The organism is Adhaeribacter arboris (genome assembly GCF_003023845.1).
Lineage (GTDB): Bacteria > Bacteroidota > Bacteroidia > Cytophagales > Hymenobacteraceae > Adhaeribacter > Adhaeribacter arboris.
In genome coordinates this window covers 4,956,433-4,969,959 of record NZ_PYFT01000001.1, presented here as the reverse complement: position 1 = coordinate 4,969,959, position 13,527 = coordinate 4,956,433, and the positions used below count along the sequence as shown (strand labels likewise).

Genomic DNA, 13,527 nt, shown 5'->3' with positions numbered 1-13,527 from the left:
CACCTATTTTTATAACCAGCATAAAACTCATTTCTTCACTTCGCAAACACTTGGCTATTCCCTGCGAACAAGATTTAGTAAGCCTTCGGGCTACTTGTTTTTGTGGCCTTATTACTTACTTTTCTACCTTTCCAATGGTAAGTGCCCCGCAGGCCCCGCAAGGCAGTATACAACACGTAAGGAATGTACACCAACTGAAGAGGCGCCAGGTAAAAAATATACTTTTTACGGTTTAAAAAATGCAGTACCGACAACAAAAAGATTCCATCTATACTCAGTTTAAAACCAAATAGCGCGGCCAATTGCTCGTTAGCTAATCCACCGCACAACCACGCTAAAAATGCCAGAAAAAGTAAAAAGTTTACGCCAAACACCAGAATAGCTAATAATTTAACCGACCACCCGGAGTAGTTGGGCCATTTACTCGCCCAGCGTATGCGTTGATTAAAAAACGCGGTTATTGTTTTTTGCGCCGCCGTAGAAACTATCGCCCGTTTATCTTTTAAAAAACTTACTTTACCCGAATAATAATCAGCAATTTTGTGCATCAAAAACTCATCATCGCCGGATGCGACGTGCGCATTACCCGTAAAACCTTGTACTTCCAGAAAAGCCTGACGGCTATAAGCTAAATTGGCGCCGTTACACATATTTGGTTTTCCTAGAGCTATCGAAGCGCCGCCAATTCCTATTAAACTGGCAAACTCGACTACCTGCATTCCCTCAAACCAGGAGCCATCCGAAGAAAGACACACCGGGCCACTTATACAACGTGCATGGGTACGCTCGTAGTGCTGCGCCAAGGTAAAAAGCCAGTCCGGAGTTACCCGACAATCTCCATCGGTTTGCACCATTAATTCGCCGGTAGCAAGTGCTACGCCTTTTGTAATAGCCGCTTTCTTTTGCCGCAAACCCGGGTAATCCTGTAAACAAATTAAACGTAGGGATAAGTTACTTTTCTCCTGAAAGGCTCTTACTTCTGCCGCGGTTTCATCCTCGGAGTTATCATCCATAACCAGCACTTCAAAGTTTTGTTTCGGGTACGTCTGTTGTTCTAAATCCCGCAATAAATCGCTAATAGGAGCAGCCTCATTGCGCACCGGAATAAGCACGGATAATTGAGTTTGTGGCATTTTCAAAGAATTCTCTACGGGAGATAAATGAAGCCAGGCTCGCCAACGCCGGAGTATAATCCAGGCATAAATCAACAAGAAACTCCAACAGATCAGGAGAAAAAACATGGGCTTATATTGAAGAAATGGATTTGCTATTATTTTATTACTATCTGAAGAAAAACTGCCGTTTAAAATATTTTTTCTTTAATGAAAGTAGCTTGTTTTCTAAATTAAATGTAATATTATGACAATCTATGCAAAAACAAACTCCCGGATGGTGACCTGTTTGGGCTATTTATTTTAACTTAAAAATCCCTATATTTTTTCAAATGGAAGACCAGCAAAATACTTCAGAACAAAGTAAAAAAGCTTTCAACCGACGCGATTTTATTAAAGGAGCCGCTTTAACGGCCGCTTCTTTTTATATTTTTCCGCGGCACGTACTGGGTGGCCCCGGCTTTGTAGCCCCCAGCGATAAATTTAATGTTGCCGGGGTTGGCGTTGGGGGCATGGGACGGGCTAACCTGCTTAATTTATCGAGCCAGAATATTGTAGCGCTTTGCGATGTAGATTGGGATTTTGCGGGTAAAGCTTTTGACCGATTAACCAGCGATGCCGAAAAAGCACAAGCCCGGCTAAAAGATGCTACTACCGATAAAGACCGGCAAAATATAACGAATCAGATAAATAATTTCGCCCAACTTAAAGCTCAGTACCCGAAAGCGAAGCGGTTTAAAGATTACCGCGAAATGCTGGACAAGATGAACAAGGATATTGACGGAGTAGTAGTGGCCACTCCGGATCATACGCACGCTGTAATTGCGATGGACGCCATGCGCCGGAAGAAACACGTGTACGTGCAAAAACCTTTAACCTATACGGTACACGAAGCCCGGGCCTTGGCCGAAGCAGCCCGTAAATACAAAGTTATTACCCAAATGGGTAATCAAGGGCATTCCAGTGAAGGTGCCCGCCTGATAAATGAATGGATCTGGGATGGAGCTATTGGTAAAGTAAGTACAGTTTACGCCTGGACGAATCGCCCCATCTGGCCGCAGGGCATTCCGCGGCCTACGGAAACCGTTGCTACTCCGGAAGGCTTAGATTGGGATGTATTCTCGGGACCATCTCCGTTGCGGCCTTATAACCCGGCTTATCATCCGTTTAAATGGCGGGGTTGGGTAGATTACGGCGCCAGCGCTCTCGGCGATATGGGAGCGCACTTACTCGACCACCCGAACTGGGCTTTAAAATTAGGCGCTCCCGTAAGCGTTGAAGCTACCAGCACTCCTTTTGGCGGTGGTACTAATAAACAAGATTTAGCTACCTACCCGAGCGGCTCTATGGTTACTTACGAATTTGCCGCCCGCGAAAATATGCCGCCGGTTACGCTGACCTGGTTCGATGGAGGCTTAATGCCGCCTAAACCAGTGGAAATGGGTCCGGACGAAAATATGGATAAAAGCGGCGGGGTACTCATGATTGGGGACAAAGGAAAACTAATGCACGAAACCTATGGTTCTAATCCACGCTTATTGCCCGCCAGCCGCATGGCCGAATACAAGCAACCACCTAAAACTATTCCCCGGATTGATGTAAGCCACGAAATGGATTGGGTACGGTGCGCCAAAGACGGCAAAAAACAGCCTTCGTCTAGTTTCGATTATGCTGGTCCTTTAACGGAAACCATGCTGCTGGGTATTATTGCTACCCGGTTCACCGGTAAAAAGTTATTGTGGGATTCGGCAAAAATGCAGTTTACCAATGCTCCGGAAGCAAACCCGTTTGTCACCCGCGAGTACCGTTCCGGCTGGAGTTTAACCGCGTAAAATAAACTTTTATTATTTTTACCAAAAGGTGGCTTATTTAACAAGCCACCTTTTTTATTTTTAATGCAGCTAAATTATATTTCTTATTCTCGGGAAAATGTACTCGTTAAAAACAGTATAACTTACATGGTTAAATTCTAAATTAGATTTACCTGGCGTATTACAAGTAAACTTTAGGGGAAATGTGCGTAATTTAAGCTTTTTATCAGTCTGCGATTCTCATGAGTACTAAAATACCCCGGGTTACTTTGGTGGGCGCAGGCCCCGGCGATGTGGATTTATTAACTATAAAAGGTGCCAAGGCATTGGCGGCTGCCGACTTAGTGCTTTATGATGCCCTTATTAATCCGGCCTTACTCGACTTTGTACCCGCCGATAAACCCCGCATATTTGTAGGCAAACGTTCTGGTAAACACGAATATCCGCAGGAAGAAATTAATGCTTTAATTGTAAAATACGCTTTAGAATACGGCCACGTCGTGCGCTTAAAAGGCGGCGATCCGTTTGTATTTGGGCGCGGTTACGAAGAAATTCAGTTTGCGGCCCAACATGGCGTGGCGACTGCGGTAATTCCGGGTATTAGCAGTGCCGTTGCCGTACCGGCCGCTCAAAATATACCTCTTACCAGCCGGGGAGTGAGCGAAAGCTTTTGGGTAATTACCGGCGCTACTAAATACGGCCAGATTTCTTCGGATATAGCTTTGGCGGCTCAATCTTCGGCTACGGTAGTCATTTTAATGGGCATGAAAAATCTGGCAGATATTACCCGGGTTTTTCAGGTGCTAGGCAAAAACACAACGCCGGTTGCGATTATTCAGAACGGAACGTTGCCCAACGAGCGCTTGGTTTGCGGCACCATCGATACTATTTGTCAATTAGCGCAGGAACAAAATTTTACCTCTCCGGCAATTATTGTAATTGGCGGCGTAGTAGATTTACGTTTCGACTCAACCCGCAAACAAGAGATACTGCAACACGTCATTCATTCCCCAAAGCCCGACGCCAACCAATAAATGTTCTAGTTTTTTCGTATGTGTGTAATACGCTTCTCTGCTTAGTACCTAGCGGTAATACAATACATTCTCTTTCTCTTCTTTTATCTTACACAAATCGCCTTCGCTGGCTTAGAAGTAAGCTGTTTTGTGAATATCCCAATGTAAAACAACTTTACGCGAAGAATATATCAGGTGCAAAACAAATTAGATAAAAAGGAGTATCATAGTATAATTCTATTTGCGCTTGTTGTTATTTGCTAATTGCCGGTAAATAAGAAAGCTTAATGAGTTATTACTGTTAATTAAATCCTATTCTTTCACTTAAATTTTAAATTATGCGCATTAAAATTACCTTTTTTCTATCCTTATTATTGTTGCTCGGCACTACCAGTTGCGAAGAATTTTATGATATCGTGGAGGAATTAAAACCGCGCCCACCCAAAGTAAAAGATTTTGTTAGCGGATTAGCTTCCCCCATCGGGATAGAAGCAGACCCAAGTGGGCAATTATGGGTTACAGAAGCCGGCACTGGTAATACTCCCACTGGTACCAGCGACGGCCAGGTCTCTTTAATTACTCCGGAGGGCAAAGTGTATCCGGTAGCCCAAGGTTTTACTTCCTTTAAAAGTGCCGAAGGAGTGGTGAACGGACTCAACCACCTTATTTTAAAAGATGAGGTATTATGGATATTACACGGCATAGAAGGAAGACTTTACAAATTAGATGTTTCTAATTTCCGGCCCGGCGATAAACCTAAGCAAGCCAAAGATGTAGACTACGAAGATTTAGGTAAATTTATTTTAGGGTATGATTTTAAAGAAGATACGAACGAATCGAACATTTACAATATAACTATTGGCCCAGATGACGACTTTTTTATCGCTGATGCCGCCGCTAACGCTATTATTCGTCGTGATGCCGGCTCTGGGGAACTAAGCGTTTTTGCCGAAGTTCCGGCGATTGCGGGTACCGGCAGCGGCGAACTTCCGCCGGCGCAATCGGTACCTTCGGGTATTGTTTTCGACGGAGAAAGATTCTTAGTTTCCACTTTTACCGGGTATCCTTTTCCGGCGCAAAAAGCAGTTATTTACGAACTGGATTTGCAAGGTAATGTTTCAGTGTATCAGTCTGGGTTTTCGAACTTAACGGATATAAAATTAGGTACCGACCGCCACCCGGTAGTAGTAGAATACAGTAACTGGACCGGTCAAGGTTTTGCGCCGAACGCAGGCCGTTTTATATTTTCCAGCCGCCGGAAGAATGTAGCCTTGCTAAGCGGGTTGAATTTTCCTACTTCCATTGAAAGAAGCGGCCTGAAAACGTATTATATTCTTTCTAACACGGATGGTAAAATAGATAGAGCTGTATTTTGATTTTTCTGTTGAAAGATACATTTAAGAACAGAAAATTTTTCTTCTATAGTTTTATAATTATGTTTCTATAAGGCTGAATTTAAAAAGACGTATTACTGATGGTTTGTCTTTGGAGCCGGTTCCCGCCTCCGGGCAGCGGTGCTGACGGGCTTCAATGGTCCTTGTATACCTCGTGGCCGGCGGACCTCGTTTGGCTCTTCCGGACTGGTCTAAGCTTCCTTTCCTCCTGGCGTCGGAATGCTCAAGCACCGGAAGCTTAGAAGGCCCTCCACAGCCAAACGGGTGTCTATTTCTCTTAACCAGCCGGTTTACCAAATAGAAATATTCAAACTTGGAAACACGTTTTCGTATTTCATTTTAGTATATTTCCTGATTAACCTACAGTGCGGTGTTTTGTTAACCATTGCACTGTGGGTTTTTATTTTAAATAAAAGTAGTAATTAAATTTATACCTAGATGGAGTTAGAAAGGTATCTTCGGGTAAATCGGTTGGAATGTATTATTTTTGCTGGTGGTTAATTTATCTTAGGTGTAAAACCCAGGCCCATGAGAAAGCAAAATATACCGAAGAAGGCTACTAAACCAACTGCCCGAAAAAGTAAACTTCGCTTGAATAAGGCAACGTTGCAGCGGCAAGCCATCGTGATTTTTATCATCAGCTTTTTTATTTCAACGGCTTTAATATTGTATGTTTTTGGATTTCCAGCTGGCTTTTTCCGCCGTTTATTCAGCGCTACCTTTGTTTTTTTTCTGCTGATTGGCACAACCGTGCTGGGAATTATTCCTTTGGTAAATTATGTATTTAACCGTTGGTTACGCTAGTAAACGGCACCAATTTATAGGAATAAGGGTTGCTTATTTAGATGTATACCGGCTTTTGCTACTCACCGGCAGAAAGCGAATATTTATAAAGAATAATTTAAATCCCTTGGAAACTACTATCCTACAAATAAAAAACATGGTGTGTCCGCGCTGCATCAGCACGGTTACGCGCGTACTCCAGGAACAAGGTTTAGAAGTAAATAATGTGCAGCTAGGTTTTGCTCAAGTTACCGGCCAGTCTGATTTAGTTCGGATTGAGGCAGCCCTGCAACCCGAAGGATTTGCTTTATTACAGGACCGCGATCAACAATTGGTTGAAAAAATTAAAAATACTTTAATCGATTATCTACAACACTTCGAGACAGCCTACCAGCCGGTAACTACCTCGGTGTATTTATCCGAAAAACTAGGCATTGATTATTCTTATTTAAGCAAAGTGTTTTCGAGGCTGGAGCCAGTTACTATTGAAAAGTATTTTATTCTGTTAAAAATTGAGCGGGTAAAAGAGCTGCTTTCTTACGGCCAGCTAACTTTAAGCGAAATTGCTCATCAATTGCAATACAGCAGCGTGCAGCATTTATCTAATCAGTTTAAGAAAATAACCGGGCAATCGGTAAGCGAGTATAAGAACAGTATTCATCCGGCTCGTACACCCCTCGATGCTATTGGATAGTAACCGGATTTTGTACATTGTTTTCTAAATTATATCAATTACTTAAATAGGTCCGCTTTACCTTTAAACTCAGAAAAAAAGGAGTATGATAAACATAAAAAGTAATCCGTTTAGCCCTTGAAATAATTTTACTATTGGTTCTACTATTCTTACTCTTCTTTCACGTTTATAGTAATACCAGAAGTTTTATAAAACTATGCATTCACATTCGCACGATCATCACCATCATTCCGGGCATAGCCACAGCCACAGTGTGCCGAGTAATTTAACGCGGGCTTTTTTACTGGGTATAGGATTAAATGTAGTATTCGTAGTTTTAGAAGCAGTTACTGGTTTCTGGCTCCATTCCCTGGCTTTACTTACCGATGCCGGCCATAATTTAAGCGACGTAGCCAGCCTAGTTTTAGCTTTATTAGCCACCCGGCTAGCCACCAAAAAAGCTACCGACGATTATACCTACGGCTTTAAAAAATCAACTACCCTGGTTTCGCTGTTTAATGCCGTGTTGCTTTTAGTAGCGGTTGGGGCAATTGGCTGGGAGGCTTTTCAACGCCTGGGAAAACCGCAAGCAGTAGGCGGCCAGTACATTGCTTTAGTATCCGGCGTAGGTATTTTGGTTAATGCGGGAACGGCCTTGCTTTTTTTACGCGATAAAGACAAAGATTTAAATGTAAAAGGCGCTTACCTGCACATGGCCGCTGATGCGCTGGTGTCGCTGGGGGTGGTAATAGCGGGAATTATTATTTACTATACCAATTGGTTCTGGATTGATTCGGTAATTAGCTTAGTTGTGATTGGAGTTATACTGTGGAGTACCTGGAGTTTGCTTACCGAATCTTTAAAATTATCTTTAGATGGGGTGCCAACGGGCGTAAACTTACCGGCCATCCGGCAATTGCTCGCTAATTTTCCGGGCGTACAAAACGTGCACGATTTACATATCTGGGCGATGAGTACCACCGAAAACGCCTTAACCGCGCACTTGGTAGTGCAGGAAAATACTTCTGAATCCTTGCTTGCTAACATTCGCGAAGAATTAGCGCATCATCACCAGATTAACCACGCCACCATCCAGATCGAAAAAGTAAACCAACAGCTTTGCCATCAGACTTGCGAAAAAGTGGCTGCGAAAGGTTAGTGGAACTATCTCATTAAAACCTGGTTGAAATAACAACCTTACAGAAGCAAATACTAGTTAATTCTTCGCGTACATTTTACTTGGGGAAATTTATTCTAACACCTTCTGGAATCTTGGATCAGGCTGTTACAAATCCCATTTGGGAGATACTTTCAAGGTATTCAGCCAATATTCTCTGTCTGTTATAGCTCTGGCTAAATAGGTGAAGGCTGCATCTAATCGGTTTAAAGAGGCATTGGCTTTTGCGTGCAGATAAAAAGGAAATTGGGGGATTGCCAACCTTTCTCTAATAGATTGATGAAACTCCTCCGCCTCTTCCTTTTTTCCTGCTGTTGCTAAACATACAATCAGGTTGGCTGCTCCATGTCTCGTGCCTCCGGAAGCTTCATAATCATTGCGGGCGTATTCTTCAGCTAGAGTAAACTTCTCATCAAACAAATAGGCAAGACACATTAGCCGCCAGGTTATACCAGGAGGAAAACCTAATGCCCAAATGTTGTTTATTATATTTCTCTTTTTATCATAATCCCGGACACTGTACAAGTATATGTGCGCTAAATGAAATGAGTTTTACTCTTTATGAAGTGTAATTTACTTCTGGGTAAGTAAGAATACTAATTGACCGAGGAACACCAGTAAAAGAATTAAAAATTGACTCACTGAATCAGTAATTTTACGCCGGGTAAACTTCTCTTTGTCCGCCTTTGTTCTACCAGCTACTAAGATTGAAAGATTGTTAACTACGCCTAAAATACTGCTCATTACTCCGCCACTTACGCAGCTTAATACGCCGTACCCGGCCACTGCTTATATAAAAGGATTTTTACAGCAATATCATTACCAGGTTACTCAGGCTGATTTTGGATTAGAATTGGTTTTAAAGGTTTTCTCCCGGTCTGGGCTAACACGCATTTTTAACGCCATCGAGCAGCAAAGCCTTCCGCTCTCGGATAACTGCAAGCGCATGGTTCGGCTCAAGCGATTTTACCTGGCTACAATTGACCCCACTATACGTTTTCTGCAAAATACCGACACCACCCTAGCGCAGCAGATTTGCTATAATGGTTTCCTGCCCGAAGCCTCGCGTTTCGACCAAATAGGCGATATAGAATTAGCTTTTGGTGCGATGGGCATTAACGACAAAGCCCGCCACTTGGCCACGCTTTACCTCGAGGACATCGGCGATTTAATTAAAGAAACCATTTGCCCGCACTTTGGTTTTAGCCGCTACGCCGAAAAATTGGCTTTATCAGCCACCTCTTTTGAGCCGTTGCAACAGGCTTTAATTGAAAAACCGAATTTGGTAGATGAGCTTTTACTGGAAATTGTAGCCGAACGGATGGAGCAGGTTCAGCCGGATTTGGTTGGCTTTTCGGTACCTTTCCCAGGCAATTTATACGGAGCTTTGCGTTGTGCTCAATACATAAAAGAAAATTATCCGGGCGTAAAAACCTTAATGGGTGGCGGTTATCCCAACACCGAACTACGCAGTTTAAACGAACCCCGCTTTTTCGATTACATCGATTTTGTAACCCTCGACGACGGGGAAGGTCCCTGGTTGAAGCTATTGGAGCACCTGCAAGGAAACCGGCCGGTAGAATTATTGCAGCGCACGTTTTTACGGGAAAATAACGAAGTAATATACTACAATGGCTGTCAGGATGCCAATATTCCGCATACCGAGGTGGGCACTCCGGATTATAGCGATTTACCGCTGAACAAATATTTATCGGTAATTGAGGTAATGAACCCCATGCACCGCTTGTGGAGCGATGGCCGCTGGAATAAACTTACCGTAGCGCACGGTTGCTACTGGAAACGCTGTTCTTTCTGCGACGTTACCCTCGATTACATTGCCCGCTACGAAACGGCTCCGGCAACTTTACTGGTTGATCGCATTGAGGCTATTGTGGCTCAAACCGGCCAAACGGGTTTTCATTTTGTAGATGAAGCTGCACCTCCCTTGGCGCTGCGCGATTTAGCCATTGAGTTGATTCGGCGGGGAGTAAAAATTACCTGGTGGGGAAATATCCGGTTCGAGAAAACCTTTACCCCGGATATTTGCCGGCTTTTGGCCGCCTCGGGGTGTATTGCCGTTTCGGGTGGTTTAGAAGTGGCTTCGGACCGTCTGCTAGCTAAAATGGAAAAAGGCGTAACCATTGCGCAAGTAGCCAGGGTAACGGAAGGATTTACCCAGGCCGGTATTATGGTCCACGCTTACCTCATGTACGGCTTCCCAACACAAACTGCTCAGGAAACAATTAATTCGTTGGAAGTAGTACGGCAGTTATTTTGGCATAACGTTATCCAGTCCGGGTTTTGGCACCGCTTCTCCATGACCGCTCATAGCCCGGTAGGCAAAAATCCGGAAAAATACGGTGTGCGTAAAATTGGTCCACCGGTGGGCACCTTTGCGAATAACGATCTCTGGCACGACGATCCGCAAGGCTGCGACCATGAATTATTCGGGCCTGGTTTAGCCAAAGCTATTTATAATTACATGCACGGCATTGGTTTGAAAGAACCCCTCTCCTTTTGGTTTGATTTTAAAGTACCACGTACTAGTATTTCGCCGCAACTTATTGACCAGGCTATTGCTGCACCAAGTAAACCAGATAGTGAAAAACAAAATTTGCGGGTACTCTGGTTAGGGAATATGCCGGAGTTGGAAATAATAACAGCACATAAAAAAGGCAAGAAAACCGAATACACCTTACTCACTTTCTACGAAAAGGCGGAGGATTTTCAAATTAAAACAACGCCTGTTATTGGGAAATGGCTGGTAGAAATGTTAAGGCAAGTAAGCAGCGAACAACCAAACATAACTCATTTAAAAGAACTAGCCCAACAGTTTCCGGAGCAAGCCAACGTACCTTTTACGCAATTTCTAATTTCTCCAACCTGGCTCACCTTACGCGAAAAAGGTCTTTTAATAATATAAATTTAGTTTTGCGGTTTACTTATACAAGCCAGATTGATTTAGCTACAGCTATTTTCTTCAATATTTTCAAGGAGAAACCTTCTTAGGCGCATAAAATTAACCCTTACATGGGCTTTACCAGCAGGTAGTCTAATTGTACATCATCGCCTAAAATAAAGTCTTCGGTGCCTACCTGGTAAAATCCCCATTTCTGGTAAAAAGAAATCGCCCTGGGATTATGTTCCCATACGGTGAGCCACACGGCCTCGCAGCCCAACAGTTTTGCTTTTTCAAGGCTGAAATGCATCAGTTGGTCGCCCAAACCCAAGCCCAAAAATTGACGAAGCAAATACAAGCGGCTGATTTTTAAGGCGTTTTGAAAAGGTACTCGGGAATCCGGTGCCGGAAATTCCATTTTCACGTAACCGGCAGCTTCGTCAGCTATTTCGGCTAGGTAAAACTCGGTACTGGAGTTTGCTAGCTCATTCGCAATTATTTCGGGCGCAAACCCTTTAATTAAAAATGCCGCCATATTTTCGGGAGTGTTAGCGTCCCCGAAAGCTTCGATAAAAGATTGTTGGCCAATAGTTGCCAGTAAATTTATATCGTCCGCAGTGGCGCGGCGAAGGGTAGCAGTTGGTTTCAAAGTATTAAGTGATTCTACTGATTAAGGTTGCGACCGCGAAGGTAATGATTGCCGCTGATTAATGAACCGGTAAAATATTAACGCACCTAAACTATACGCTATAATATCCCAGGCATCGCGGGTATATTTTACCGAGAAAGCCGGCAGGATTACTTCAAACCAAAAACTTACATACACTACCGCAAACATCACCTGAAATTTTGAGAGAATATACCGTGGGGTCCGGTAAACCCACTGCCGTTGTACCGCCACTACCAGCGTTAAAATTACCGGCATAGCTAATAAATCATCGAGATAATGATGAACGAAAGGCAAGGTAAAAATATTAAAATACTCTAGCGTATACGTTATCCAGAATGTTACTGCCGCAATGATAAAAACTGGATTTCGTAAAATTTGCATTAGCCCGCCAACATGGTTAAGAACCAAAGTATAAAAGACAAAATGGCAACAAAAGAAATTTGCACTGCCTGAACCATACGTTTTCCTATTTTTACCAGGAACGAATCAGTGGGGTATATTTTAATTAAGTCAATGTTAATTTGGTACGGCTTTTTTTCATTAGCCTCGGCTTCGGCTTTGGCCTGGGCTAAAAACGCTTCTTCGTCGAGCAAATGTCCGCAGAAATGACAGGTATCGTTAATTTGCTGATTCCACGGCGACCAGTTTCCACAATTCTTGCACTTCTTTGTCGACTGAAACGACTGGCTCATTCTTTAATACCTGAATTTTTACGTTAGTGGATGGTTGAACGGCAAAGGTTGGATAGTATAACTAATTTAACACAAATATCTCTAACCCAAATTATAAAACGGCAATATTCCTTATTTAATTTCCGCATCGCCATTTAGCATCCATGCTTGCGGATGATGGGTAAACCCAATACGCGGGTAGTAGTGTTCGGCCGCTGGAGCCGCCAATAAAACAATTTTGGCGTGTGGCCCGCCCGCCAGTTGCGTTTGCTTAATCAGTTCTTTACCAATACCTTGTTTTTGAAAATCGCGGTGCACGGCTAAATCAGAAAGATACGTAACAAAAGCAAAATCGGAGAAGGCTCGCGCAATACCTACTAATTGCGCATCGGCCCAAGCTGTAATTACCAGATTGGCATGTTGCAGCATGGCCTGCATCCGGGCCCGGTCCTGAATGGGACGACGCTCGCCTAGTGTGGACGCTTCGTATAGAGCAATCATTTCGTTTAAATTCAGATCGTTTCCGGTTCGGTAAGTAATTAATGGGCTTGGCATCTTTGGTAGATAGATTGTAAAAGCTTAAAAAAAGAAAGGTAAATTCTAACTTTACTTAATACTGAAAAAGTTAATCTCGCAGGATAGCAGGAGGAGTAAAACCGACAGTAGAGACCACTGGTGGAGGAATTGTTTTAAAACGAGGGAAATCTACTCGGTTTACAATGTTAGACAATACATTATCCTCATCGAATTGACTATCATCTTTGATTAATGTTGTATCATGTTCTGTATTTTCAGCATAATCAATGAACATCTCAAATTCTGGTAAGAGATTGAATCTAGTGAAATAATACCTCTTTATGCTAGCTCCACAAGTATAAACCAAGCAGTAATCTTTACCGCAATATAATACTCCATCTGGAACATTTGTCTGTTTTATAAGTCCTGGCTTTAGTTGTTTAATCACAGCGAGTAAATCGACCAGTTCTTTACTTGTCGATAAAGAATTACAAAAACCTAGTTTAGCCGTAATTTCTTTCTGCTCAAAAAAACTAATTTGTTGACGTGTATAGATTGAATCATTACTTAAATTAAAATGGGCATAGAAATCAGCGCGGTACCCTCTGTTATGAGGGTTAATAGAATCATCTGTTGCACCAAACGCAATTAATTCAATTGTATGAACGAATTGTTGTTTACCTAAAACAGAATTTTCGTAAATGACGGAAGTAGTATCTTCGCAAGAAAAGCTCGTCATTGCTAACCCTATAACAAAGAAGCAGAATTTAAAATGTAATTTTTTACCACCAGCCATTATATCTTATTT

General features: G+C 42.8%; 14 protein-coding genes. 7 read left to right on the top strand and 7 right to left on the bottom strand.

Annotated elements, in window-relative coordinates:
- Positions 1–74 precede the first annotated feature (74 nt).
- Entirely contained in the window at positions 75–1,133 is a 1,059-nt protein-coding gene (locus AHMF7605_RS20225; protein WP_233219197.1) for a glycosyltransferase, read from the bottom strand.
- A gap of 311 nt (positions 1,134–1,444) precedes the next feature.
- On the opposite strand from AHMF7605_RS20225, the gene AHMF7605_RS20220 reads away from it, so the two are divergent.
- The 6 genes from AHMF7605_RS20220 (at position 1,445) to AHMF7605_RS20195 (ending at position 7,945) form a co-directional block, all read left to right on the top strand.
- Positions 1,445–2,944 carry a Gfo/Idh/MocA family oxidoreductase gene (locus AHMF7605_RS20220; RefSeq protein ID WP_106931841.1) on the top strand — a complete coding sequence of 500 codons (1,500 nt, stop codon included), beginning with the start codon at positions 1,445–1,447 and terminating at the stop codon, positions 2,942–2,944.
- 221 nt (positions 2,945–3,165) lie between these two features.
- Positions 3,166–3,957 (top strand): uroporphyrinogen-III C-methyltransferase, encoded by a 792-nt coding sequence (cobA, locus tag AHMF7605_RS20215; protein ID WP_106931840.1) that lies wholly within the window; start codon positions 3,166–3,168, stop codon positions 3,955–3,957.
- Between the two features lie 317 nt (positions 3,958–4,274).
- Positions 4,275–5,312, top strand: coding sequence for a ScyD/ScyE family protein (locus AHMF7605_RS20210; protein ID WP_106931839.1), 1,038 nt, complete (start codon positions 4,275–4,277; stop codon positions 5,310–5,312).
- A 546-nt stretch (positions 5,313–5,858) separates the two neighbouring features.
- The gene (locus AHMF7605_RS20205) at positions 5,859–6,134 is read left to right on the top strand and encodes a DUF2798 domain-containing protein (protein WP_106931838.1); all 276 of its coding nucleotides are present in this window, start codon (positions 5,859–5,861) and stop codon (positions 6,132–6,134) included.
- A gap of 106 nt (positions 6,135–6,240) precedes the next feature.
- The gene (locus tag AHMF7605_RS20200) at positions 6,241–6,807 is read left to right on the top strand and encodes an AraC family transcriptional regulator (RefSeq protein WP_199200273.1); all 567 of its coding nucleotides are present in this window, start codon (positions 6,241–6,243) and stop codon (positions 6,805–6,807) included.
- A gap of 196 nt (positions 6,808–7,003) precedes the next feature.
- Positions 7,004–7,945 carry a cation diffusion facilitator family transporter gene (locus AHMF7605_RS20195; protein ID WP_106931837.1) on the top strand — a complete coding sequence of 314 codons (942 nt, stop codon included), beginning with the start codon at positions 7,004–7,006 and terminating at the stop codon, positions 7,943–7,945.
- Between the two features lie 126 nt (positions 7,946–8,071).
- Here the strand turns inward: AHMF7605_RS20195 and AHMF7605_RS20190 are convergent, their stop codons facing one another.
- Entirely contained in the window at positions 8,072–8,488 is a 417-nt protein-coding gene (locus AHMF7605_RS20190; RefSeq protein WP_106931836.1) for a hypothetical protein, read from the bottom strand.
- A 151-nt stretch (positions 8,489–8,639) separates the two neighbouring features.
- Between AHMF7605_RS20190 and AHMF7605_RS20185 the strand changes: the two genes are divergently transcribed.
- Complete coding sequence (locus AHMF7605_RS20185) at positions 8,640–10,886, top strand: B12-binding domain-containing radical SAM protein (RefSeq protein WP_233219196.1); 2,247 nt, start codon at positions 8,640–8,642, stop codon at positions 10,884–10,886.
- Between the two features lie 103 nt (positions 10,887–10,989).
- On the opposite strand, the gene AHMF7605_RS20180 is transcribed toward AHMF7605_RS20185, so the two are convergent.
- From AHMF7605_RS20180 to AHMF7605_RS20160, 5 genes are all read right to left on the bottom strand, one after another.
- On the bottom strand, positions 10,990–11,511 hold the full coding sequence (locus tag AHMF7605_RS20180; RefSeq protein WP_106931835.1) for a GNAT family N-acetyltransferase: 522 nt from the start codon (positions 11,509–11,511) through the stop codon (positions 10,990–10,992).
- Between the two features lie 21 nt (positions 11,512–11,532).
- A complete protein-coding gene (locus AHMF7605_RS20175) occupies positions 11,533–11,913 on the bottom strand; it encodes a magnesium citrate secondary transporter (protein WP_106931834.1) in 381 nt (126 codons plus the stop codon).
- Positions 11,913–12,224 carry a hypothetical protein gene (locus tag AHMF7605_RS20170; RefSeq protein ID WP_146153626.1) on the bottom strand — a complete coding sequence of 104 codons (312 nt, stop codon included), beginning with the start codon at positions 12,222–12,224 and terminating at the stop codon, positions 11,913–11,915. The genes AHMF7605_RS20175 and AHMF7605_RS20170 overlap by 1 nt, the downstream gene beginning before the upstream one ends.
- 111 nt (positions 12,225–12,335) lie before the next feature.
- The gene (locus AHMF7605_RS20165; RefSeq protein WP_106931832.1) at positions 12,336–12,758 is read right to left on the bottom strand and encodes a GNAT family N-acetyltransferase; all 423 of its coding nucleotides are present in this window, start codon (positions 12,756–12,758) and stop codon (positions 12,336–12,338) included.
- A 70-nt stretch (positions 12,759–12,828) separates the two neighbouring features.
- Entirely contained in the window at positions 12,829–13,515 is a 687-nt protein-coding gene (locus AHMF7605_RS20160; RefSeq protein WP_106931831.1) for a hypothetical protein, read from the bottom strand.
- Between the last annotated feature and the right edge of the window lie 12 nt (positions 13,516–13,527).

What these genes read in the sequence shown, in the direction of transcription:
- AHMF7605_RS20225 (WP_233219197.1), bottom strand. Translation starts at nt 1,133, where the DNA reads ATGCCACAAACTCAATTATCCGTGCTTATTCCGGTGCGCAATGAGGCT.
- AHMF7605_RS20220 (WP_106931841.1), top strand. Translation starts at nt 1,445, where the DNA reads ATGGAAGACCAGCAAAATACTTCAGAACAAAGTAAAAAAGCTTTCAAC.
- cobA (WP_106931840.1), top strand. Translation starts at nt 3,166, where the DNA reads ATGAGTACTAAAATACCCCGGGTTACTTTGGTGGGCGCAGGCCCCGGC.
- AHMF7605_RS20210 (WP_106931839.1), top strand. Translation starts at nt 4,275, where the DNA reads ATGCGCATTAAAATTACCTTTTTTCTATCCTTATTATTGTTGCTCGGC.
- AHMF7605_RS20205 (WP_106931838.1), top strand. Translation starts at nt 5,859, where the DNA reads ATGAGAAAGCAAAATATACCGAAGAAGGCTACTAAACCAACTGCCCGA.
- AHMF7605_RS20195 (WP_106931837.1), top strand. Translation starts at nt 7,004, where the DNA reads ATGCATTCACATTCGCACGATCATCACCATCATTCCGGGCATAGCCAC.
- AHMF7605_RS20175 (WP_106931834.1), bottom strand. Translation starts at nt 11,913, where the DNA reads ATGCAAATTTTACGAAATCCAGTTTTTATCATTGCGGCAGTAACATTC.
- AHMF7605_RS20170 (WP_146153626.1), bottom strand. Translation starts at nt 12,224, where the DNA reads ATGAGCCAGTCGTTTCAGTCGACAAAGAAGTGCAAGAATTGTGGAAAC.
- AHMF7605_RS20165 (WP_106931832.1), bottom strand. Translation starts at nt 12,758, where the DNA reads ATGCCAAGCCCATTAATTACTTACCGAACCGGAAACGATCTGAATTTA.
- AHMF7605_RS20160 (WP_106931831.1), bottom strand. Translation starts at nt 13,515, where the DNA reads ATGGCTGGTGGTAAAAAATTACATTTTAAATTCTGCTTCTTTGTTATA.